The following is an 18,523-nucleotide window of genomic DNA, read 5'->3' as shown; positions in this document are numbered from 1 at the left end:
GCCATAAAACCTTCTTTTCACGCAGGCACAGTATGTTCAACTTCAATTCCGTACGCGAAAACGACAAACGCCAACCCACCGTCCGCACCGCCGTGGCAAGCGGCTCCATCAACATGAGTACCTCCGCCATCAAAGTTTTGGCGGAAAACGCCACCCAAAATGCAGGCATCCTCAACGTCGCCCGTATCGCCGCCGTCCAAGGCATCAAGCAGGTCGGACTGCTTGTCCCGCTTTACCAGCCCCTCCCGCTGCAACACGTCCGCGTCGATTTCGATGTCGATGTCGAACTCGCCTACGTCAAAGCCACCGTAACCGTTTCCTCGGAAGTCGGCAAAAGCATCACGACCGAAGCCGTCACCGGTGTCAACATCGCCCTCATATCCATTTACGACATGATGAAAGAAGTCGACCAGTCCATGATGATGACCCGCATCCACCTCGAATCCGAAAGCGGCGGCGAACGCGGCCCGTTCGTATTTGACGATGCCTACGAAAACATCGAATTCTGATTGAACAAAAAAAGGTCGTCTGAAAACCGGTTTGAGGTTTCAGACGACCTTTGGCATGAGGCATACGGATAATTATAGTGGAATTAACATAAATCAGGACAAGGCGACGAAGCCGTAGACAGTACAGATAGTACGGAACCGATTCACTTGGTGCTTCAGCACCTTAGAGAATCGTTCTCTTTGAGCTAAGGCGAGGCAACGCCGTACTGGTTTAAAGTGAATCCACTATACAACAGGGGGCAAACATCGGGACGGCGTTGCCCGTTTTGCCGACTCCATCCGCGATACAACATTCAGACGACCCATCATGAACGACCACCAACTGCTCCGTTACAGCCGCCACATCCTTCTCGACGAAATCGGTATCGAAGGGCAGGAAAAAATCCTTGCCGCCCGCGTCCTCGTCGTCGGCTGCGGCGGGCTGGGTGCGGCAGCCCTCCCATACCTTGCCGCATCAGGCGTCGGCAAACTCATCATCGCCGACCATGACACCATAGACGATACCAACCTACAACGCCAAACCGCCTTCACCGAAGCCGACATCGGACAAGCCAAAGCGCAAGTGATGGCAGGTCGTCTGAAAGCCGTCAACAGCGCGTGCGACATTACCGCCTTGACTGAAAAGCTGGACGAAGCCCGCCTGACCGAACTCATGCGCGCCGCCGACATCGTCCTCGACTGCACCGACAACTATCCCACCCGCCAAGCCATCAACCGCGCCGCTGTCGCCACCCGTACCCCGCTGGTTTCCGGCGCTGCTGTGCGTTTTGAAGGGCAAATCGCCGTGTACCGTCCCGATTTGCCCGACAGTCCTTGCTACGCCTGCCTGTTTGACGGTGACACCGCCGACGACGGTGCCTGCGCCCTGTTTGGCGTATTTTCTCCGCTGGTTGGCATCATCGGCGCCACCCAAGCCGCCGAAGCCCTTAAAATCCTCACCGGCGCAGGCGAACCGGCACACGGCAAACTGACGACCTACAATGCGCTCACCGCTAAATGGCAGACATTCCGCGTCCACAAAAATCCGGATTGCGGCGTATGCGGCAAACCGTACAAGGCATAGTGTGAAACTCCTGAAAACGATTAAAGAGACGGAAACGGCGTTTCAGACGACCTTTTCACGAAATTCCAAACTGTGGGACAGGTCGGTTTTGCATCGATAAAACTGCACCACACGGCTTATTTCACATAAAATGGGATTGCCTGAATCACGAGCAATCTTGGGATGCGCTATGTACACAGAACCCCGGCAAACTGACCACCTGCAAATATCCTTCTCTCCTACTGATCAAGACAGACGCTATGCGGGAAAGCGGCTTTTGCGTTATATAGAGCCTGATTGGCGGCGCAAATATTGGTTTGGTTCGGCTGCCTTCCTGCTGATGTGGGGCATTCTATTCGTCTTTGCTTGTTGGTTGCTTAACGGCATCAACAATACCTATATTCAAAACTGCTATCTGTTTGCCGATTCGCAAACTGACAGTTTGGAGTACTGTCTGTATAAAGCTGGGGACGACGGCAGCTCCCTATGGATAATGGCGGGTCTCATCTACGCCACCACCATGGTAACGTATTTTGAGCAGCGTTGGATATATCGCAGCTTTACCCGCATAGTCAGCCATCCTCTGGATGGGCGACGTTTCTCCGTCATCCTTTCAGCCGAAGGCCTTACTCAGGAGGAGGCAGGGCGCAGCAGGCATTTCCATCATTGGGCAGGCGTGGAACGTATCATCGAAGACCAAGCATTCCTGTTGTTTTATATCGACCGTAACATCGTCTATTTTATTCCGATTGCCGCCTTTGCAGAGGCGGGAATGGATGTCCACGCGTTTTATACCCGAGCGATGGAGTTGAAGGCTGCAGCAGAGTAGGTAAAACCAAACGAAACAAAGGCTACCTGAAAGACCATTTTTGGTATTCAGGTAGCCTTTGTTCTTCAAATGCAGGGCTGATTTAGTCTTTCAACTTCGCCAACTGATTTTGAACTTTCGCCATCTTATCTTCCAACTCCGCCAAATCGGCTTTGTCTTTTTCCACCAGATGCGCGGGGGCTTTTTCGGTGTAGCCGGGTTTGGAAAGTTTGGCATTGAGTTTGTCCAAGGCTTTTTGCAGCTTTTCGGCTTCTTTGCTCAAGCGGGCGGTTTCGGCGGCTTTGTCGATTTCGACTTTCAGCATCAGGCGTGCGCCGTTGCAGACGGCGACAGGTGCGTCTTCGCTTTCGGGCAGGGCGGCGACTTGCTGTGCTTCGGTCAGGCGGGTCATCATCGGCAGGTATTTGAGGTAGTCCGCCAGGTCGTCCGCGCTTTCGACAAACAGCGGGGCTTTCACGTTGGGCTGGATGCCCATTTCGCCGCGCAGGTTGCGGACGGCGCCAATCAAATCCTGCAACACGGTCATTTGCTCGAAGGTCGTCTGAACGATTTGTTCGCGGTCGGCTTCGGGGAAGCGGGCAAGCATGATGCTGTCGGCGGTTTTGGCGTCGCACATGGGGGCGACGGTTTGCCACAGTTCTTCGGTGATGAACGGGATAATCGGATGCAGCAGGCGCAGGGCGGCTTCGAGTACGCGCAATAAGGTATGGCGTGTGGCGCGCTGACGGCTGGCGCAGCCGGTTTGGAGCTGTACTTTGGCGAGTTCCAGATACCAGTCGCAATAGTCGTTCCACACGAAGCTGTACAGGGTTTCCGCCGCCAAATCAAAGCGGTAGGTTTCGTAGGCTTGCGTTACTTGCTCGATGGTCTGATTCAGACGACCTATGATCCACATATCGGGGAAGGAGTAGCCGCGCGGTTCGGTGGCGGTTGCGCCGTAGCCGCAGTCTTGATTTTCGGTGTTCATCAAGACGAAGTTGGTGGCGTTCCAGATTTTGTTGCAGAAGTTGCGGTAGCCTTCGGCGCGTTTGAAGTCGAAGTTGACCGAACGACCCAAGCTGGCATAGCTCGCCATGGTGAAGCGCAATGCGTCCGCGCCCATGCTGGGGATGCCTTCGGGGAAGAGTTTTTTCGTGGCTTCTTCCACTTTCGGCGCGGTTTCGGGTTTGCGCAGGCCGGTCGTGCGTTTCACCAGCAGCTTGTCCAAGTCGATGCCGTCAATCAAATCCACGGGGTCGATGACGTTGCCTTCGGATTTGGACATTTTTTTGCCTTCGTGGTCGCGCACGATGCCGTGGATGTACACGTCTTTAAACGGTACTTTGCCGGTGAAGTGGGTGGTCATCATAATCATGCGCGCCACCCAGAAGAAGATGATTTCGTAGCCTGTTACCAAGACGTTGGACGGCAGGAAGGCTTTGAGTTCGTCGGTTTCAGACGGCCAGCCGAGCGTGGAGAACGGCACGAGCGCGGAGGAGAACCATGTGTCCAATACGTCTTCTTCGCGGGTCAAGCCTGTTTTACCGGCTTGTTTTTCGGCTTCCGCCTGATTGCGGGCGACGTAAACATTGCCTGCTTCGTCGTACCACGCGGGAATCTGATGCCCCCACCACAGTTGGCGCGAGATACACCAGTCTTGGATGTTGTTCATCCATTGGTTGTAGGTATTGACCCAGTTTTCAGGGATAAAGCGTACCGCGCCGCTGTCGACGGCTTTTTTGGCTTTGTCGGCGAGGCTCAGGCCTTTGAATTCGCTGTCCGGCTCGCCGCCGTTTGGTGTGGCGGACATGGCGACAAACCATTGGCTGGTCAGCATCGGCTCAATCACTGAACCGGTGCGGTCGCCTTTCGGCGTCATCAGCGTGTGTGCTTTGATTTCGACCAACAAGCCTTGTTCCTGCAAATCGGCAACCATTTGTTTGCGCGCGGCAAAGCGGTCTAAGCCTGCGTATTTTTCAGGCAGGGCAAAACCTTGTTGCGCTTCGCCTTTGAAGTTGAACACTTCGGCGTTTGCCAGCACTTTGGCTTCCAAATCGAACACGTTAACCAAGCGCGTGTCATGGCGTTTGCCGACTTCGTAGTCGTTGAAGTCGTGCGCAGGCGTGATTTTCACGCAGCCTGTGCCGAAGTCTTTTTCAACGTATTCGTCGGCAATCACGGGAATGGTGCGGCCGGTCAGCGGCAGGATTAATTCTTTGCCGATCAAATGGGTATAACGTTCGTCTTCAGGATTGACGGCAACGGCAACGTCGCCCAGCAGCGTTTCAGGGCGGGTGGTCGCCACGATAACGGCTTCGGCAGGATTGTCCGCCAGCGGATAGCGGATGTGCCACATAGAGCCTTGTTCTTCCACGCTTTCCACTTCCAAATCCGATACCGCCGTGCCGAGCACGGGATCCCAGTTCACCAAGCGTTTGCCGCGGTAAATCAAGCCTTGCTCATACAGGCGCACGAATACTTCGGTCACGGTTTCGGCGCGCACGTCGTCCATCGTGAAATACTCGCGCGTCCAGTCGGCGGAACAGCCCACGCGGCGCATCTGCTGCGTAATTGTGCCGCCGGAAACTTCTTTCCATTCCCACACTTTTTCCAAGAATTTTTCACGGCCCAAGTCATGACGGGATACGTTTTGCGCGGCAAGCTGACGCTCGACCACGATTTGCGTGGCGATGCCCGCATGGTCGGTGCCGGGAATCCAGGCGGTGTTGCAGCCTTTCATGCGGTAGTAGCGGGTCAGACCGTCCATAATGGTTTGGTTGAAGGCATGGCCCATGTGCAGCGTACCGGTTACGTTGGGCGGCGGCAGTTGGATGGAAAAAGACGGTTTGGTCAAATCCATATCGGGCTGGAAATAACCTTGGGTTTCCCAGTTTTGATAGTGTTTGGATTCGATTTCGGCGGGATTGTATTTGTCTAACATGGTAAAAAATGCTGTCTGTAAAAGGGTTTGCGGGCAAACGTCTGTTTAAAAAATAATTGCGGATTATAGCGCAAAAAGGTCGTCTGAAACGGAATATCGTTTCAGACGACCTTTTTGAAACAAATCGAAACGGGCTTATTTGCCTTTGTCGGATTTGGCTTCTTTTTTCAAGGAAGCGTACAACTCAGGGTCGCGGTTTTTCAGCAGGGAGGCAATCGCCAAATCGTCGCGGTTTACTTTTGCCAAGTCAACGCGTTCGATGTGTACCAAGCGCAGCAGCTCGCGTACAGGTTTGGGCATATTGCGGCCGGATTCGTAACGTGAACCACCGGACTGAGTTACGCCGATACGGCTCCAAAAGTCCATTTGGTTCAAACCGAGTTTTTTGCGGATATCGCGGATGTTGTCAATTTTCTCAAACGACTTCATGAAAATTCCTTTTTCTTCTGTATTGTTTGTTGATAAGCAATTCTGCTTCTTCACATTGGGAAAGTGCAAATTAGTTTTCGGCAGCAAAGTTCCTTACAGGGGAAATCATTAATTGCGACATAGAAAACTATCTATACTGAATTGTTAGACAGTATATTCGAAAGAAGTTTTGTAGAATTCTTCATAAATTGGCTAAATATTTCCAAGTTAAATATTTTATAGAAGAAAAAACATTTAAAACAATAGGATAGTAATTGGGTATCGGTAATATTTTACACAAATAAACAGTCGTTTCGGGAATGTTGCGTTTGACATTATTTATTATACATAATTGTTTTGCATGAAATTATGGAGAAAGTGCAGTGGAGATGGGCAGATTTGTCTATATCTCAGCCCGATGTTTGGATCTGGATTGGGTGGTCGGGAATGGTTTTGGTAGGGGCAATTTAAAAAGGTCGTCTGAAAACGAGGTTTGCGGGTTTCGCCAACAACCTTGTTTATATTTCAGACGACCTTTTTGCTTTGAAAGCTGGATGGTTTGACAGATTAGGGTTTGCCGGTGGCAGGGCTGATGGTCAGGATTTCGTAGCCGGTTTCTGTCACTAAAACTTCATGTTCCCATTGGGCGGAGAGGGAGCGGTCTTTGGTCACGACCGTCCAGCCGTCGTTTAGGATGCGCAGGTGGCGTTTGCCTTGGTTGATCATCGGCTCGATGGTGAAAATCATGCCGGGCTTCAGGACGACGCCTTGTCCTTTCCTGCCGTAGTGCAGAACTTGCGGGGCTTCGTGGAAACCGCGTCCGATGCCGTGGCCACAAAATTCTTGTACGACGGAGTAACCTGCGTTTTCGGCAACTTGTTGGCAGGCGTAGCCGATGTCGCCCAAGGTCGCACCGGGTTTGACGGCGGCGATGCCCGCCATCATGGATTCGTGGGTAACGTCAATCAGGCGTTGGGCGATGGGAGAGACTTTGCCGACGGTAAACATACGGCTTGAGTCGCCGTGGAAGCCGTCTTTTTTGATGGTCAGGTCGATGTTGATGATGTCGCCTTCTTTGAGCGGCTTGTCGTCGGGAATGCCGTGGCAGATGACGTGGTTGACGGAGGTGCAGCAGGATTTGGGGTAGGGCGGGTTGCCGTAGTGCAGGGGGGCGGGATAGCCGCCTTGGACGTTGACGTGGTAGTCGTAAACGAGTTTGTCGATTTCGTTGGTGGTTACGCCGGGTTTGACGAATTGTCCGATGTAGTCGAGGGCTTCGGCGACGAGTTTGCCCAGTTCGCGCATTTTCTCGATTTCTTCGGGGGTTTTGATGATGATTTCGTTCATGTTGTTTCCTTGATGGTTTCAGACGACCTTGTTGCGGCACAAAGGTCGTCTGAAAGGGAAAGGGATGAGTCGGCAGCTTGCTTTTGGAACACTGCAACGAGGCGTGCGGACGTTTCAGCTTTTTTGGATTCGGGGCTGATGCCTGAAGTTCAAATTAAAGTCGAATGCCAGTCCGCACTAGAATAGATTGTCGATGACTTCTTTGGATTTGGAAGGGGCCTTAGGTTTCGGCGTCGGCTTAGGTGCCGGTTTGGCTGCTTCGGGTTGGCGTTGTTCAGGTTTCGCCGCGGGTTTGGATTCGGCCGGCTGTTCCGACGGCGTACGTCTGTTGCCTGCTGCGGCGGGTGTGCTGCGCGGCGTTTTTTCTTCGGTATCGGGTGCTTCGGTTACAGCAGGTTTGGCGTTTGCTTTGTTATTGGCGGGTTTGTCTTCTAAGGCTTCGTCCTCAGTGGGGGCGGTGTTGCTGTTTTTGCCGTTTGATTTGTTTTTGGGCGGGATGACGGGATTGCGGGAATCGGTTTTCTCGTCGTCGTCAAGCTCGGTTTTGGCGGCAGGCTTGGTTCTGTCCTCTTCGGGAGCGCCGATGGGGCGCCAGACTTCGACAGGGGTGTCTTTGGGAACGGGTTTGTTTTTAATGGCTTCGCGTTCTTGGGAGTCGTGGCTTTTGATGGTGCTGATGACGCCGATGACCAAGGCGGCAACAGCAATGATGCAGACGCCGAAAAAGGCTCCGATTAAATGTTTGGGTTTGAGTTGGAATGAGGATTTAGGGGTTTTGGACATGATAAATCGGTAAAAATGAAATCAATCGGGCGGATTGTATCGTAATAGGTCGTCTGAAACAAAATCAGGTTTCAGACGACCTGTCAGTCAAGGGGCAATCCTATGGCTGTTGGGTGTAGTTTTGATACAGGGTAACGACTTTTTGTACGCCCACGGTGGTGCTGACGCGTTGGGTAACTTTTTCTTGTTCTTCAGGCGTCAGGATACCCATCACATAGGTCACGTTGCCGTAGGTCACGATTTTGACGCGCGCCTGCGTGGTGGGTTTGAGGCCCAAAAGGGCGGTGCGGACTTTGGATGTGCCCCATGTGTCGTTGGTTACGTCGCCGAAGGTGCGTCCTTGGGGAGCAACGGTGATGTAGTTGTACACGCCTTCGGAGGCTTGTTCGGCACGGGCGATTTGTTCGACGAATTGTTTTTCGCCTTCAGTGGCGACTTGTCCGAGCAGCAGCAAGTGGCGGTTGTAGCCGACGACGTTGAGTTTGGGGGTGTAACCCTGCGCTTGGTTGTTTTGGCGCAGGTAGGAGCGGGCGGTGGTTTCGACGCGTACCGCCATTACGTTGTCGTCGGTTTGCGCGCCTGTGGTGCGGCGGTCGACGGCGGATTTGGTGCCGACTGCCGCGCCGCCGAGGAGTATGCCGACACAGCCGCTGAGTGTCAGGCTGAGGAGGAGGGCGGTCAGAACGGGTGCGGTATGACGTTTGATGTTCATGTTTTTTTCCTTGATGATGGGTTCGGCGGATATGTTTCAGACGACCTTTAAAAGAGGTCGTCTGAAAAAAGGTTTACATTCCTTCAAGCAACATGGAGTCGATGCAGTCGCACATGGCATGTATCAGCAGGATATGGTTTTCCTGAATGCGGGCGGTGCGCGGGTAGGGGACGTTGAGCAACACGTCGGTGTCTTTGAGCATGGCGGCGATTTTGCCGCCGTCGCGGCCGGTCATGGCGATGACGTGCATATCGCGTTCGTGTGCCGCTTTGATGGCTTCGATAACGTTGGCGGAGTTGCCGGAGGTGGAGATGCCGACCAAAACGTCGCCGGCACGTCCGAGCGCGCGCACTTGTTTGCTGAACACATGGTCAAAGCCGTAGTCGTTGCCGATGGCGGTCAGCGCGGAAGTGTCCGTCGTCAGCGCGACGGCGGCAAGTTCCATGCGCTCTTTTTCAAAGCGTCCGGTCATTTCGGCGGCGAAGTGCTGCGCGTCGGCAGCCGAACCGCCGTTGCCGCAGGCTAAAATTTTGCCGTCGTTCATCAGGCATTGCAGCATCAATTCCGCTGCTTGAGCAGTCGGCTCGACCAATACTTTTTCGGCTTCCTGTTTGGCATGGATGCTTTCGGCGAAATGGGCGGCAACGCGCTCTTGTAATGTCGTCATATCGTCAACCTGTAATATTCTTTATCCATTCGGGCGGGCGGTTTCCTTCTATCAGCACCGCATCGATGCGGCACGCGCTATCCGTCATGCCGTTTTGTTGCAGATAATACTCCGCAGACCGTTGCAGTTTCAATAACTTAGACGGCGAAATACTGTATGCGGCACCGCCGAAACCCTGATTTTTGCGGTATTTTACTTCAACAAACAGAATCATGTTACCGTTTTTGACAATCAAATCGATTTCACCGTAAGCGCAGTGCCAGTTGCGCGCCACGAGTTTGCAGCCTTGCGAAAGAAGAAACGCCAGCGCGGCATCTTCGCCCGCCACCCCTTGTTTGTGGTTCAGACGCATGGAAGTTTACCCCGTATAATATCGTTATATTGTTTTCAGACGACCTGATAAAGCCATGTTTCAAAAACACCTTCAAAAAGCCGCCGACAGTATTGAAAAACGGACATTATACGTTGTCGCCACGCCCATCGGCAATTTGGCGGACATCACCCTGCGCGCGCTCGCCGTCCTGCAAAAAGCCGACATCATCTGCGCCGAAGATACGCGCGTTACCGCACAGCTTCTGAGCGCATACGGCATACAGGGCAAACTCGTCAGCGTGCGCGAGCATAACGAACAGCAAATGGCGGACAAAATCATCAACCATCTTTCAGACGACCTCACTGTCGCACAAGTTTCCGACGCAGGTACGCCCGCCGTCTGCGATCCCGGTGCGAAACTCGCCCGCCGCGTGCGCGAGGCAGGGTTCAAGGTCGTCCCCGTTGTCGGCGCGAGCGCGGTCATGGGTGCATTGAGCGTCGCAGGCGTTACCGAACCCAATTTCTACTTCAACGGTTTTTTGCCGCCGAAATCCGGCGAACGGCAGAAGCTGCTTGCCAAATGGGCGCAGGCTGATTTCCCCGTCGTGATGTTTGAAACCCCGCACCGCATCGAAGCCACCCTTGCCGACATGGCAGCCCTCTTCCCCGAACGCAGCCTGACCCTCGCCCGAGAAATCACCAAAACCTTTGAAACCTTCCTCAGCGGCACGGTTACTGAAATTCAGACGACCCTGAAAAACGACGGCAATCAGGCGCGCGGCGAAATGGTGCTCATCCTCCATCCTGCGCCCCGTGAAAAACACGATACCTTGCCCGATGCCGCCCAAAACGTTATGAAAATCCTCGCCGCCGAGCTGCCCACCAAGCAGGCCGCCGAACTTGCCGCCAAAATTACCGGCGAAGGCAAAAAAGCCTTGTATGATTTGGCGTTGGAGTGGAAACGGGTTTCAGACGACGTTTGAAGGTGGGGTCGTCTGAAAAAAGAGGGATGGGCAGTTGTTGAATGATGATGGTATTAATGTGGGTTATGTCCTGAATCACAGAATATTCTGCGAAAAGAAAATCCGCCAAAGACTTGCCTGATTTTTATCGTTTTATTTTAAACGAAATAAAACAGAAACCCTTATAAAGCCTGATGTCGAAGGTCGTCTGAAACGTTCAGATGACCTGCTTTTAGAATCAAGATGAAAATATTGAAAATTCTGCAATCTAATGTCTGTAATTGTATGTAATGCGTGATATAATGCGAACTCTTTGCCTTACGTTAAGGCAAAGTTGGATATGAACTCACAAAGATTAACATATTGCTTGACGTTCATAGGCTTCTTGATTATATTTAGCCTCGCATTACTGTCGGGATTTCCCGTTTTTATGAAGCAGATTCTCATCTTACAAATTCTGGTTTTGGCAGCGGTTGCGCTGATTAGCGCCGCATTTTCAGGTTTGGCAGGATTTTGGTCTGCTGTCGCAGGCGGGTTTTCCTATCTTATTCCCTCCGCTTTCGCAGTTTTACTTTTAAAACTTTCCAAGTGTAACCCTTTGTATCATGGTAAAGCGTTCATTATTGGGGAAGTTTTAAAAGTAGTGCTGTCGCTGGTAATGATGCTTGCCGTATTCGCAGTTTGGCATCAGTCTTTGATATTCTTTCCGTTCTTGTTCGGATTGCTCGGTGTCAGCCATTTGGTTTTTTTAGTATTGTTGAGAGTGAAGCATTATGGCAGGTGACAAAATTACTGCTACTGATTACATCACGCACCACTTGCAAAGTTTGACCAGCCTTTCCGATGTCGCTAAAGGACAAGGCTTGGATAATATTGCTGATTTTTCTTTTATTAATATTGATGCAATATTTTTCTCTGTATTGTTGGGTGTAATCGGAAGTTTCCTACTTTTGCGTGGGGCCAGGAAGGCGACGGCGGGTGTGCCCGGACGTTTTCAGGCTGCCGTCGAGATTCTGTTTGAGTTTGTGGATGATATGTGTAAAAGCATTATTCACAACGAGCAATCTCGAAAAGCCATTGCCCCGTTAGGCTTGACGCTGTTTGTATGGATTTTCCTGATGAATGCCATGGATATGCTGCCGGTCGATTTGTTCCCGTGGCTATGGCAAAACATTACCGGTAACCATCATGCATTGTTGCGTATTGTACCGACCGCAGATTTGAATACCACATTAGCGTTGGCTATCGGTGTCTTGGTGATTTGTATTTATTACAATATCAAAATCAAAGGTATCCGTGGTTGGATTCATGAGTTGTTCAGCGCTCCGTTCGGCGCCAAACTTGCTCCCGCCAACTTCCTTTTGAATCTGGTCGAATTTCTCTCTAAAACAGTTTCTCACGGTATGCGGTTGTTCGGTAACATGTATGCCGGCGAGCTGGTGTTCCTTCTGATTGCTTTGCTGGGTGGCGCTTGGGCGACATCTGGAAGCGTTGAAGTGTTGGATCCGATTCTGTTTGGTTTCCACATCCTTGCCGGATTGGCATGGGCGATTTTCCATATCTTGGTGATTACCCTGCAGGCATTTATCTTTATGGCCTTGGCGTTTGTCTATATCGGACAAGCTCATGATGCACATTAATTTATTAGGTAGTTTTTCATTAACTTTCTTTGTTTTCTCAAGGAGTAAAAAATGGGTTTGGTAGCAATTGCATGTGGTTTGATCGTAGCATTGGGTGCATTGGGTGCCTCTATCGGTATCGCAATGGTCGGTTCCAAATATCTGGAGTCTTCTGCTCGTCAACCTGAATTGATTGGTCCGCTGCAAACTAAATTGTTCCTGATTGCTGGTCTGATTGATGCCGCATTCCTGATTGGTGTGGCTATTGCACTGTTGTTCGCCTTCGTTAAACCATTTGGTGCATAATCAAACGGCGTGATCCGTCTAGGTACAGACTTCGGTCTGTTTGATTAACACTAGTACGAAGGTTAACTAACGTGAATATTAATGCAACCTTATTCGCTCAAATCATCGTCTTTTTCGGTTTGGTTTGGTTTACCATGAAATTCGTGTGGCCGCCAATCGCAAAAGCATTGGATGAGCGTGCCGCAAAAATTGCCGAAGGCTTGGCTGCTGCCGAGCGCGGTAAGAGCGATTTTGAACAGGCAGAGAAGAAAGTTGCAGAACTCTTGGCTGAAGGGCGTAACCAAGTTTCCGAAATGGTAGCAAACGCCGAAAAACGTGCCGCCAAAATCGTAGAAGAAGCGAAAGAGCAAGCTACTGTCGAGGCAGTGCGGATTACAGCACAAGCTAAAGCTGATGCCCAGCAAGAAATGAATCGTGCACGCGAAGTTTTGCGTGAACAGGTTGCTGCATTGGCGGTTAAAGGTGCAGAGTCTATTTTGCGCAGTGAAGTAGATACTTCAAAACATGCGCAGCTGCTCAGTGCTTTAAAACAGGAGCTGTAATCTTATGGCTGAGTTCGCAACGATTGCCAGACCTTATGCGAAAGCATTGTTTAATCTGGCGCAGGAAAAAAACCAAATTGAGTCTTGGTTGGGCGGACTGGAAGAATTAGCCGCGGTTGTTCAAAATCAGAAAGTAATTTCTTTTCTTGAGCAACCTGAAATCAATACTTCTGAAAAGGTAAATGTACTTGCCGAACTCGTTGAATTAAAAAGTGATGAATTGAAGAATTTCATTACTGTTCTGGTAGAGCAAAAACGTTTGCCTGTATTGCCTGAAGTCTATGCTCAATATCAAGCTTTAACCTTGTCATTCAATCATACTAAGTCCGCTGTGATTTACAGTGCTTATCCATTGACTGAAGATCAATTGGCTGAGTTGGCTGAAATATTGAAAAAACGCTTTGACAGTAAGTTGCAGATTACAACTGAAGTCGCGCCTGAATTAATTGGCGGTGTCAAAGTTGAAGTGGGTGACCAGGTCTTGGATTTGTCGGTGCAGGGTAAATTGAATGCCCTGTATGCGACTATGACAAATTAGGAGAGTTTTCATGCAGCTTAATCCTGCTGAAATTAGCGATTTGATTAAAGCTAAAATTGAAAATCTGTCTGGAAATACAGAAGTACGTACCCGTGGTACGGTTATTTCTGTAACAGACGGTATTGTTCGTATTCATGGCTTGTCAGACGCAATGCAAGGTGAGATGCTCGAATTCCCGGGTAACACTTTCGGTTTGGCGATGAACTTGGAGCGCGACTCCGTCGGCGCCGTAGTGTTGGGTGAATACGAACATATTAAAGAAGGCGACACAGTTACTTGTACCGGCCGTATTTTGGAAGTACCTGTCGGCCGTGAGTTGGTTGGTCGCGTTGTAGATGCGCTGGGTCGCCCGATTGATGGCAAAGGCCCGATCAACACATCTTCCACAGCGCCAATCGAAAAAATTGCACCGGGTGTAATTGCCCGTAAATCAGTTGACCAGCCTATGCAAACCGGTCTGAAGGCCATTGACTCAATGGTTCCGATTGGTCGCGGTCAACGTGAGCTGATCATTGGTGACCGTCAAACAGGTAAAACAGCCGTAGCATTGGATGCTATTGTCAACCAAAAAGGTACAGGCGTTATCTGTATTTATGTTGCAATCGGTCAAAAAGCATCTTCTATTGCCAACGTAGTACGCAAATTGGAAGAGCATGGCGCAATGGAACACACTATTGTGGTTGCTGCGACTGCATCTGAAGCTGCGGCTCTGCAATATATTGCACCTTATGCAGGTTGTACGATGGGCGAGTTTTTCCGCGACCGCGGTGAAGACGCATTGATTGTATATGATGACTTGTCCAAACAAGCTGTTGCTTACCGTCAAATTTCCCTGTTGCTGCGCCGTCCTCCCGGTCGTGAAGCATATCCTGGCGACGTTTTCTATCTGCACTCCCGCTTGTTGGAGCGTGCTGCCCGTGTAAATGAGCACGAAGTTGAAAAACTGACTAATGGCGAAGTGAAGGGCAAAACAGGCTCTCTGACTGCATTGCCGATTATTGAAACGCAAGCCGGCGACGTCTCTGCATTCGTACCGACAAACGTAATTTCGATTACCGACGGTCAGATTTTCTTGGAAACCGACTTGTTTAACGCCGGTATCCGTCCTGCGATTAATGCCGGTATTTCTGTATCGCGCGTAGGTGGTGCTGCGCAAACCAAAGTAATTAAAAAACTGGGTGGCGGTATCCGTTTGGCACTTGCCCAATATCGTGAGTTGGCAGCCTTCTCGCAATTTGCTTCCGATTTGGATGAAGCTACACGCAAACAGCTGCAACACGGTGAAGTGGTTACTGAATTGATGAAGCAAAAACAATTCAGTACTTTGGATACAGCCGAAATGGCTTTGACCTTGTGGGCCATTAATAATGGTTCTTACGAAGATGTACCGGTATCCAAGGCATTGGCTTTCGAAGCGGAGTTTTTGAGCTTTGTACGCACTCAGCATCCTGGTGTTTTAGAAGCAATCAACGCATCAGGTGCGATGTCCGATGAAAGTGAAAAAACATTGACCGAAGCCATGAATTCTTTCAAATCTTCTTATGCTTACCAAGCCTAAGAGCTGAAATGAAAGGAGTCTGAAATGGCAGTCGGAAAAGAGATTCTCACCAAAATCCGTAGTGTTCAAAATACCCAAAAGATCACTAAAGCGATGCAGATGGTTTCAACCTCTAAAATGCGGAAGACTCAGGAACGGATGCGCTTGGCGCGTCCGTATGCCGAAAAAGTGCGGACAGTTATGAGTCATTTGGCGCGAACCCATGAAGATCACGGTATTAAATTATTGGCACCTCATCGTGAAACACGTCGGGTAGGTTTCATTTTAATCACCTCTGATAAAGGTCTTTGCGGTGGTTTGAACGCGAATGTTTTGAAGAAATTCTTAGCGCAAGTCCAAGAATACCAAGAACAAGGCATTGAAGTTGATGTCGTCTGTTTAGGTAGTAAAGGTTTGGCAGCTTGTCAAAACATCGGTTTGAACGTTATTGCCAGTGCGATTAATTTGGGTGATACCCCAAGAATGGAATTGCTGCTTGGTCCATTGACTGAAATCTTCCAACGTTACGAGAAGCATGAGTTAGATAAAATACATCTGGTGTATTCATGTTTTGTGAATACCATGCGTCAAGAACCACGATTGGAGGTTCTGCTGCCTATCGGCGAAAATGTGATAGAAGACGAGGAGAGTTATTCTTCATTCAGTTGGGAATACCGTTATGAGCCAAGTCCTGTCGCTGTGTTGGAATATCTGGTTCGCCGCTATTTAGAGTCTGTGGTTTACCAAGCATTGAGTGACAATATGGCATCTGAGCAAGCTGCGCGTATGGTGGCAATGAAAGCGGCCACCGACAATGCAGGCAATGCCATTAAAGAGTTGCGTTTGGTATATAACAAATCGCGTCAAGCTGCGATTACCACGGAATTGTCAGAAATTGTAGCAGGTGCGGCGGCAGTTTAATGTCGTCTGAAACCTGAACAGGAAATTAGGATACGATAATGAGCCAAGGCAAAATCGTACAAATTATTGGTGCGGTAGTTGACGTGGAGTTCCCGCGTGATGCCATTCCGCGTGTTTACGACGCCCTGAAATTGGATGCAAACGGCCTGACTTTGGAAGTGCAACAGCTTCTGGGTGACGGCGTAGTCCGTACTATTGCAATGGGTAGTTCGGATGGTTTGAAACGCGGCATGACTGTAAGCAATACAGGTGCGCCGATTACAGTGCCGGTAGGTAAAGGCACTTTGGGACGTATTGTCGATGTATTGGGTACGCCTGTTGACGAAGCAGGTCCGATTGATACCGACAAACACCGTGCCATCCATCAGACAGCTCCGAAATTTGATGAACTGTCTGCGACTACTGAGCTGTTGGAAACCGGCATTAAAGTAATTGACTTGCTGTGTCCGTTTGCCAAAGGTGGTAAAGTAGGTCTGTTCGGTGGTGCCGGTGTGGGCAAAACCGTCAACATGATGGAATTGATTAACAACATCGCCAAAGCACATAGTGGTTTGTCCGTGTTCGCAGGTGTGGGTGAGCGTACCCGCGAAGGTAATGACTTCTACCACGAGATGAAAGATTCCAACGTATTGGACAAAGTAGCGATGGTTTACGGTCAGATGAACGAACCCCCGGGTAACCGTCTGCGTGTAGCCTTGACCGGTTTGACGATGGCCGAATACTTCCGTGATGAAAAAGACGAAAGCGGCAAAGGCCGTGACGTATTGTTCTTCGTGGACAATATTTACCGTTACACCCTGGCCGGTACCGAAGTATCCGCATTGTTGGGTCGTATGCCTTCAGCAGTAGGTTACCAACCGACATTGGCTGAAGAAATGGGTCGTTTGCAAGAGCGTATTACCTCTACCCAAACAGGCTCCATTACTTCCATTCAAGCCGTATATGTACCTGCAGATGACTTGACTGACCCGTCTCCTGCAACGACATTTGCCCACTTGGACGCTACTGTCGTATTGAGCCGTGATATCGCTTCCTTGGGTATTTACCCCGCAGTTGACCCGCTCGATTCCACTTCACGTCAACTGGATCCGATGGTATTGGGTCAAGAGCACTATGACGTAGCCCGCGGCGTACAATCTACCCTGCAAAAATACAAAGAATTGCGCGATATTATTGCCATTCTGGGTATGGACGAATTGTCAGACGAAGATAAACTGACCGTGATGCGTGCGCGTAAGATCCAACGCTTCCTGTCGCAACCGTTCCACGTTGCCGAAGTATTTACCGGCTCTCCCGGCAAATATGTATCGCTGCGTGACACCATTGCCGGCTTTAAAGCTATCTTGAACGGTGAATACGACCATCTGCCTGAACAAGCTTTCTACATGGTAGGCGGTATCGAAGAAGCGGTCGAGAAAGCGAAAACCTTAAACTAAGGAGGTCGGCATGAGCATCATGCGAGTTGAAGTGGTAAGTAGCGAGCAGAACATCTATTCAGGCGAAGCCAGTTTTGTAGTGGTTCCGACTGTTCAAGGTGAGCTCGGTATTTATCCGCGACACGAGCCGATTATGAGTTTGGTACGTCCCGGTGCATTGCGTTTGACCGTGCCGGGCGAAGCCGAAGAAGTGCTTGTTGCCGTTTCCGGCGGAGTGCTGGAAGTGCAGCCCAACCAACTTACTGTGTTGGCGGATGTTGCCGTACGCAGTTCCGAGATGGATCGGGAGCGCGCGGAAGCTGCCAAGAAGGCGGCGGAAACCGGCATTTCTCAAGCCAAAGACGATAAATCGTTGGCTGAAGCACACAAAGCCTTGGCCGCAGCGATTGCCCAGCTCAAAACCTTGGATTATCTTCGTTCGCACAAAAACAAATAAGCAGATTTGCTTTACAAAAAGCACGGTTGATTACCGTGCTTTTTATTTTTTGGATTGACTGGAAAATATGAAAAATTTGCTGGAGTAAGTTCAAATAGGGAAGAACATTATTATAGTGGAATTAACATAAATCAGGACAAGGCGACGAAGCCGTAGACAGTACAGATAGTACGGAACCGATTCACTTGGTGCTTCAGCACCTTAGAGAATCGTTCTCTTTGAGCTAAGGAGAGGTAACGCCGTACTGGTTTAAAGTTAATCCACTATAACAAGTCCAAATCAAAAGGTCGTCTGAAAAATCTTGTTTCAGGTTTTCAGACGACCTTTCGTTTGCCGGCTGCTTGGCATCATGCGGTTTGTGGAATAGTTTTGATACCGTTTGCGAGGGAAGGGCGGGTTGGATATTTTCCAGTCCGAATGGCAATGATTATGGTTGGAGGTCGTCTGAAAGCTATGTTCAAGGTTTAATACCATGGAAGCTGCGTTTTCAGACGACCTTTTCATCGCTATTGCTTCACAGGCTTCAAAGTCGGCAAAACCGTATCCCAAATCGCAAGGACTTCGGCTTCGCTGCGCTTCGTTCCGTCTTTTTTCTCAGCACCAAACTGCATCATGATGCGCGGGTCGCCACCGTCGCGTTCCCAAAAGAACATATATTTGTTACCGCCCCATTTCACCAATTTTTCCTCACCCGACA

The 18,523-nt window shown here is 50.1% G+C and carries 21 protein-coding genes and 1 pseudogene; 13 read left to right on the top strand and 9 right to left on the bottom strand.

The genetic code is table 11. The features are described from left to right. Positions 1-32 precede the first annotated feature (32 nt). The 3 genes from HMPREF3277_RS03435 (at position 33) to HMPREF3277_RS03425 (ending at position 2,380) form a co-directional block, all read left to right on the top strand. Entirely contained in the window at positions 33-509 is a 477-nt protein-coding gene (locus tag HMPREF3277_RS03435) for a cyclic pyranopterin monophosphate synthase MoaC (RefSeq protein ID WP_003760475.1), read from the top strand. Between the two features lie 307 nt (positions 510-816). Then, positions 817-1,572, top strand: coding sequence for a HesA/MoeB/ThiF family protein (locus tag HMPREF3277_RS03430; protein WP_070870048.1), 756 nt, complete (start codon positions 817-819; stop codon positions 1,570-1,572). Positions 1,573-1,741: 169 nt separating this feature from the next. After that, positions 1,742-2,380, top strand: a complete 639-nt coding sequence (locus tag HMPREF3277_RS03425; RefSeq protein WP_070870047.1) for a YcxB family protein — start codon at positions 1,742-1,744, stop codon at positions 2,378-2,380. A gap of 82 nt (positions 2,381-2,462) precedes the next feature. Here the strand turns inward: HMPREF3277_RS03425 and HMPREF3277_RS03420 are convergent, their stop codons facing one another. From HMPREF3277_RS03420 to HMPREF3277_RS03390, 7 genes are all read right to left on the bottom strand, one after another. After that, positions 2,463-5,300 (bottom strand): valine--tRNA ligase, encoded by a 2,838-nt coding sequence (locus HMPREF3277_RS03420; RefSeq protein WP_070870046.1) that lies wholly within the window; start codon positions 5,298-5,300, stop codon positions 2,463-2,465. Between the two features lie 135 nt (positions 5,301-5,435). After that, complete coding sequence (locus HMPREF3277_RS03415) at positions 5,436-5,729, bottom strand: helix-turn-helix domain-containing protein (RefSeq protein WP_003744960.1); 294 nt, start codon at positions 5,727-5,729, stop codon at positions 5,436-5,438. Between the two features lie 546 nt (positions 5,730-6,275). Then, positions 6,276-7,055 (bottom strand): type I methionyl aminopeptidase, encoded by a 780-nt coding sequence (map, locus tag HMPREF3277_RS03410; RefSeq protein ID WP_003780066.1) that lies wholly within the window; start codon positions 7,053-7,055, stop codon positions 6,276-6,278. A gap of 177 nt (positions 7,056-7,232) precedes the next feature. Then, the gene (locus HMPREF3277_RS03405; RefSeq protein WP_070870045.1) at positions 7,233-7,838 is read right to left on the bottom strand and encodes a ribonuclease E; all 606 of its coding nucleotides are present in this window, start codon (positions 7,836-7,838) and stop codon (positions 7,233-7,235) included. Between the two features lie 100 nt (positions 7,839-7,938). Next, positions 7,939-8,550, bottom strand: a complete 612-nt coding sequence (locus tag HMPREF3277_RS03400) for a BON domain-containing protein (protein ID WP_070870044.1) — start codon at positions 8,548-8,550, stop codon at positions 7,939-7,941. Between the two features lie 73 nt (positions 8,551-8,623). Beyond that, positions 8,624-9,217 (bottom strand): phosphoheptose isomerase, encoded by a 594-nt coding sequence (locus tag HMPREF3277_RS03395; RefSeq protein ID WP_045072772.1) that lies wholly within the window; start codon positions 9,215-9,217, stop codon positions 8,624-8,626. A 4-nt stretch (positions 9,218-9,221) separates the two neighbouring features. Then, positions 9,222-9,569, bottom strand: coding sequence for a YraN family protein (locus HMPREF3277_RS03390; protein WP_003760451.1), 348 nt, complete (start codon positions 9,567-9,569; stop codon positions 9,222-9,224). A gap of 55 nt (positions 9,570-9,624) precedes the next feature. On the opposite strand from HMPREF3277_RS03390, the gene rsmI reads away from it, so the two are divergent. The 10 genes from rsmI (at position 9,625) to HMPREF3277_RS03340 (ending at position 17,826) form a co-directional block, all read left to right on the top strand. Then, complete coding sequence (gene rsmI, locus HMPREF3277_RS03385; RefSeq protein WP_070870043.1) at positions 9,625-10,512, top strand: 16S rRNA (cytidine(1402)-2'-O)-methyltransferase; 888 nt, start codon at positions 9,625-9,627, stop codon at positions 10,510-10,512. 409 nt (positions 10,513-10,921) lie between these two features. After that, the gene (locus HMPREF3277_RS03380) at positions 10,922-11,275 is read left to right on the top strand and encodes an ATP synthase subunit I (RefSeq protein WP_003768900.1); all 354 of its coding nucleotides are present in this window, start codon (positions 10,922-10,924) and stop codon (positions 11,273-11,275) included. Then, positions 11,265-12,131 (top strand): F0F1 ATP synthase subunit A, encoded by an 867-nt coding sequence (atpB, locus tag HMPREF3277_RS03375; RefSeq protein WP_003768887.1) that lies wholly within the window; start codon positions 11,265-11,267, stop codon positions 12,129-12,131. Before HMPREF3277_RS03380 ends, atpB begins: the two co-directional genes overlap by 11 nt. 51 nt (positions 12,132-12,182) lie before the next feature. After that, a complete protein-coding gene (gene atpE, locus HMPREF3277_RS03370) occupies positions 12,183-12,416 on the top strand; it encodes a F0F1 ATP synthase subunit C (protein WP_003760443.1) in 234 nt (77 codons plus the stop codon). A gap of 71 nt (positions 12,417-12,487) precedes the next feature. After that, on the top strand, positions 12,488-12,958 hold the full coding sequence (locus tag HMPREF3277_RS03365) for a F0F1 ATP synthase subunit B (protein WP_003760441.1): 471 nt from the start codon (positions 12,488-12,490) through the stop codon (positions 12,956-12,958). Between the two features lie 4 nt (positions 12,959-12,962). After that, on the top strand, positions 12,963-13,496 hold the full coding sequence (locus HMPREF3277_RS03360; RefSeq protein ID WP_003768893.1) for a F0F1 ATP synthase subunit delta: 534 nt from the start codon (positions 12,963-12,965) through the stop codon (positions 13,494-13,496). A 10-nt stretch (positions 13,497-13,506) separates the two neighbouring features. Further along, positions 13,507-15,054 (top strand): F0F1 ATP synthase subunit alpha, encoded by a 1,548-nt coding sequence (gene atpA / locus HMPREF3277_RS03355; RefSeq protein WP_039409556.1) that lies wholly within the window; start codon positions 13,507-13,509, stop codon positions 15,052-15,054. Between the two features lie 24 nt (positions 15,055-15,078). Continuing rightward, positions 15,079-15,954, top strand: a complete 876-nt coding sequence (atpG, locus tag HMPREF3277_RS03350; RefSeq protein ID WP_003780079.1) for a F0F1 ATP synthase subunit gamma — start codon at positions 15,079-15,081, stop codon at positions 15,952-15,954. 38 nt (positions 15,955-15,992) lie between these two features. After that, positions 15,993-17,390: a F0F1 ATP synthase subunit beta gene (gene atpD, locus HMPREF3277_RS03345; RefSeq protein ID WP_003760432.1), complete on the top strand. Its 1,398-nt coding sequence runs from the start codon at positions 15,993-15,995 to the stop codon at positions 17,388-17,390. A 10-nt stretch (positions 17,391-17,400) separates the two neighbouring features. Continuing rightward, entirely contained in the window at positions 17,401-17,826 is a 426-nt protein-coding gene (locus HMPREF3277_RS03340; RefSeq protein WP_003741652.1) for a F0F1 ATP synthase subunit epsilon, read from the top strand. A gap of 223 nt (positions 17,827-18,049) precedes the next feature. On the opposite strand, the gene HMPREF3277_RS14855 is transcribed toward HMPREF3277_RS03340, so the two are convergent. Both HMPREF3277_RS14855 and HMPREF3277_RS03335 read right to left on the bottom strand, forming a co-directional pair. After that, on the bottom strand, positions 18,050-18,250 hold the full coding sequence (locus HMPREF3277_RS14855) for a hypothetical protein (protein ID WP_168168245.1): 201 nt from the start codon (positions 18,248-18,250) through the stop codon (positions 18,050-18,052). Between the two features lie 82 nt (positions 18,251-18,332). Then, positions 18,333-18,523: pseudogene (locus HMPREF3277_RS03335) on the bottom strand (hypothetical protein); the annotation flags it as partial.

Source organism: Neisseria sp. HMSC70E02, from assembly GCF_001838645.1.
Taxonomy (GTDB): domain Bacteria; phylum Pseudomonadota; class Gammaproteobacteria; order Burkholderiales; family Neisseriaceae; genus Neisseria; species Neisseria macacae.
This window is presented reverse-complemented; position numbering and strand designations above follow the sequence as displayed.

What these genes read in the sequence shown, in the direction of transcription:
- rsmI (WP_070870043.1), top strand. Translation starts at nt 9,625, where the DNA reads ATGTTTCAAAAACACCTTCAAAAAGCCGCCGACAGTATTGAAAAACGG.
- atpE (WP_003760443.1), top strand. Translation starts at nt 12,183, where the DNA reads ATGGGTTTGGTAGCAATTGCATGTGGTTTGATCGTAGCATTGGGTGCA.
- HMPREF3277_RS03430 (WP_070870048.1), top strand. Translation starts at nt 817, where the DNA reads ATGAACGACCACCAACTGCTCCGTTACAGCCGCCACATCCTTCTCGAC.
- HMPREF3277_RS03415 (WP_003744960.1), bottom strand. Translation starts at nt 5,729, where the DNA reads ATGAAGTCGTTTGAGAAAATTGACAACATCCGCGATATCCGCAAAAAA.
- HMPREF3277_RS03420 (WP_070870046.1), bottom strand. Translation starts at nt 5,300, where the DNA reads ATGTTAGACAAATACAATCCCGCCGAAATCGAATCCAAACACTATCAA.
- HMPREF3277_RS03390 (WP_003760451.1), bottom strand. Translation starts at nt 9,569, where the DNA reads ATGCGTCTGAACCACAAACAAGGGGTGGCGGGCGAAGATGCCGCGCTG.
- HMPREF3277_RS03360 (WP_003768893.1), top strand. Translation starts at nt 12,963, where the DNA reads ATGGCTGAGTTCGCAACGATTGCCAGACCTTATGCGAAAGCATTGTTT.
- atpD (WP_003760432.1), top strand. Translation starts at nt 15,993, where the DNA reads ATGAGCCAAGGCAAAATCGTACAAATTATTGGTGCGGTAGTTGACGTG.
- HMPREF3277_RS03340 (WP_003741652.1), top strand. Translation starts at nt 17,401, where the DNA reads ATGAGCATCATGCGAGTTGAAGTGGTAAGTAGCGAGCAGAACATCTAT.
- HMPREF3277_RS03400 (WP_070870044.1), bottom strand. Translation starts at nt 8,550, where the DNA reads ATGAACATCAAACGTCATACCGCACCCGTTCTGACCGCCCTCCTCCTC.
- atpB (WP_003768887.1), top strand. Translation starts at nt 11,265, where the DNA reads ATGGCAGGTGACAAAATTACTGCTACTGATTACATCACGCACCACTTG.
- HMPREF3277_RS03380 (WP_003768900.1), top strand. Translation starts at nt 10,922, where the DNA reads ATGAAGCAGATTCTCATCTTACAAATTCTGGTTTTGGCAGCGGTTGCG.
- map (WP_003780066.1), bottom strand. Translation starts at nt 7,055, where the DNA reads ATGAACGAAATCATCATCAAAACCCCCGAAGAAATCGAGAAAATGCGC.
- HMPREF3277_RS03395 (WP_045072772.1), bottom strand. Translation starts at nt 9,217, where the DNA reads ATGACGACATTACAAGAGCGCGTTGCCGCCCATTTCGCCGAAAGCATC.
- atpG (WP_003780079.1), top strand. Translation starts at nt 15,079, where the DNA reads ATGGCAGTCGGAAAAGAGATTCTCACCAAAATCCGTAGTGTTCAAAAT.
- HMPREF3277_RS03435 (WP_003760475.1), top strand. Translation starts at nt 33, where the DNA reads ATGTTCAACTTCAATTCCGTACGCGAAAACGACAAACGCCAACCCACC.
- atpA (WP_039409556.1), top strand. Translation starts at nt 13,507, where the DNA reads ATGCAGCTTAATCCTGCTGAAATTAGCGATTTGATTAAAGCTAAAATT.
- HMPREF3277_RS03405 (WP_070870045.1), bottom strand. Translation starts at nt 7,838, where the DNA reads ATGTCCAAAACCCCTAAATCCTCATTCCAACTCAAACCCAAACATTTA.
- HMPREF3277_RS03425 (WP_070870047.1), top strand. Translation starts at nt 1,742, where the DNA reads ATGTACACAGAACCCCGGCAAACTGACCACCTGCAAATATCCTTCTCT.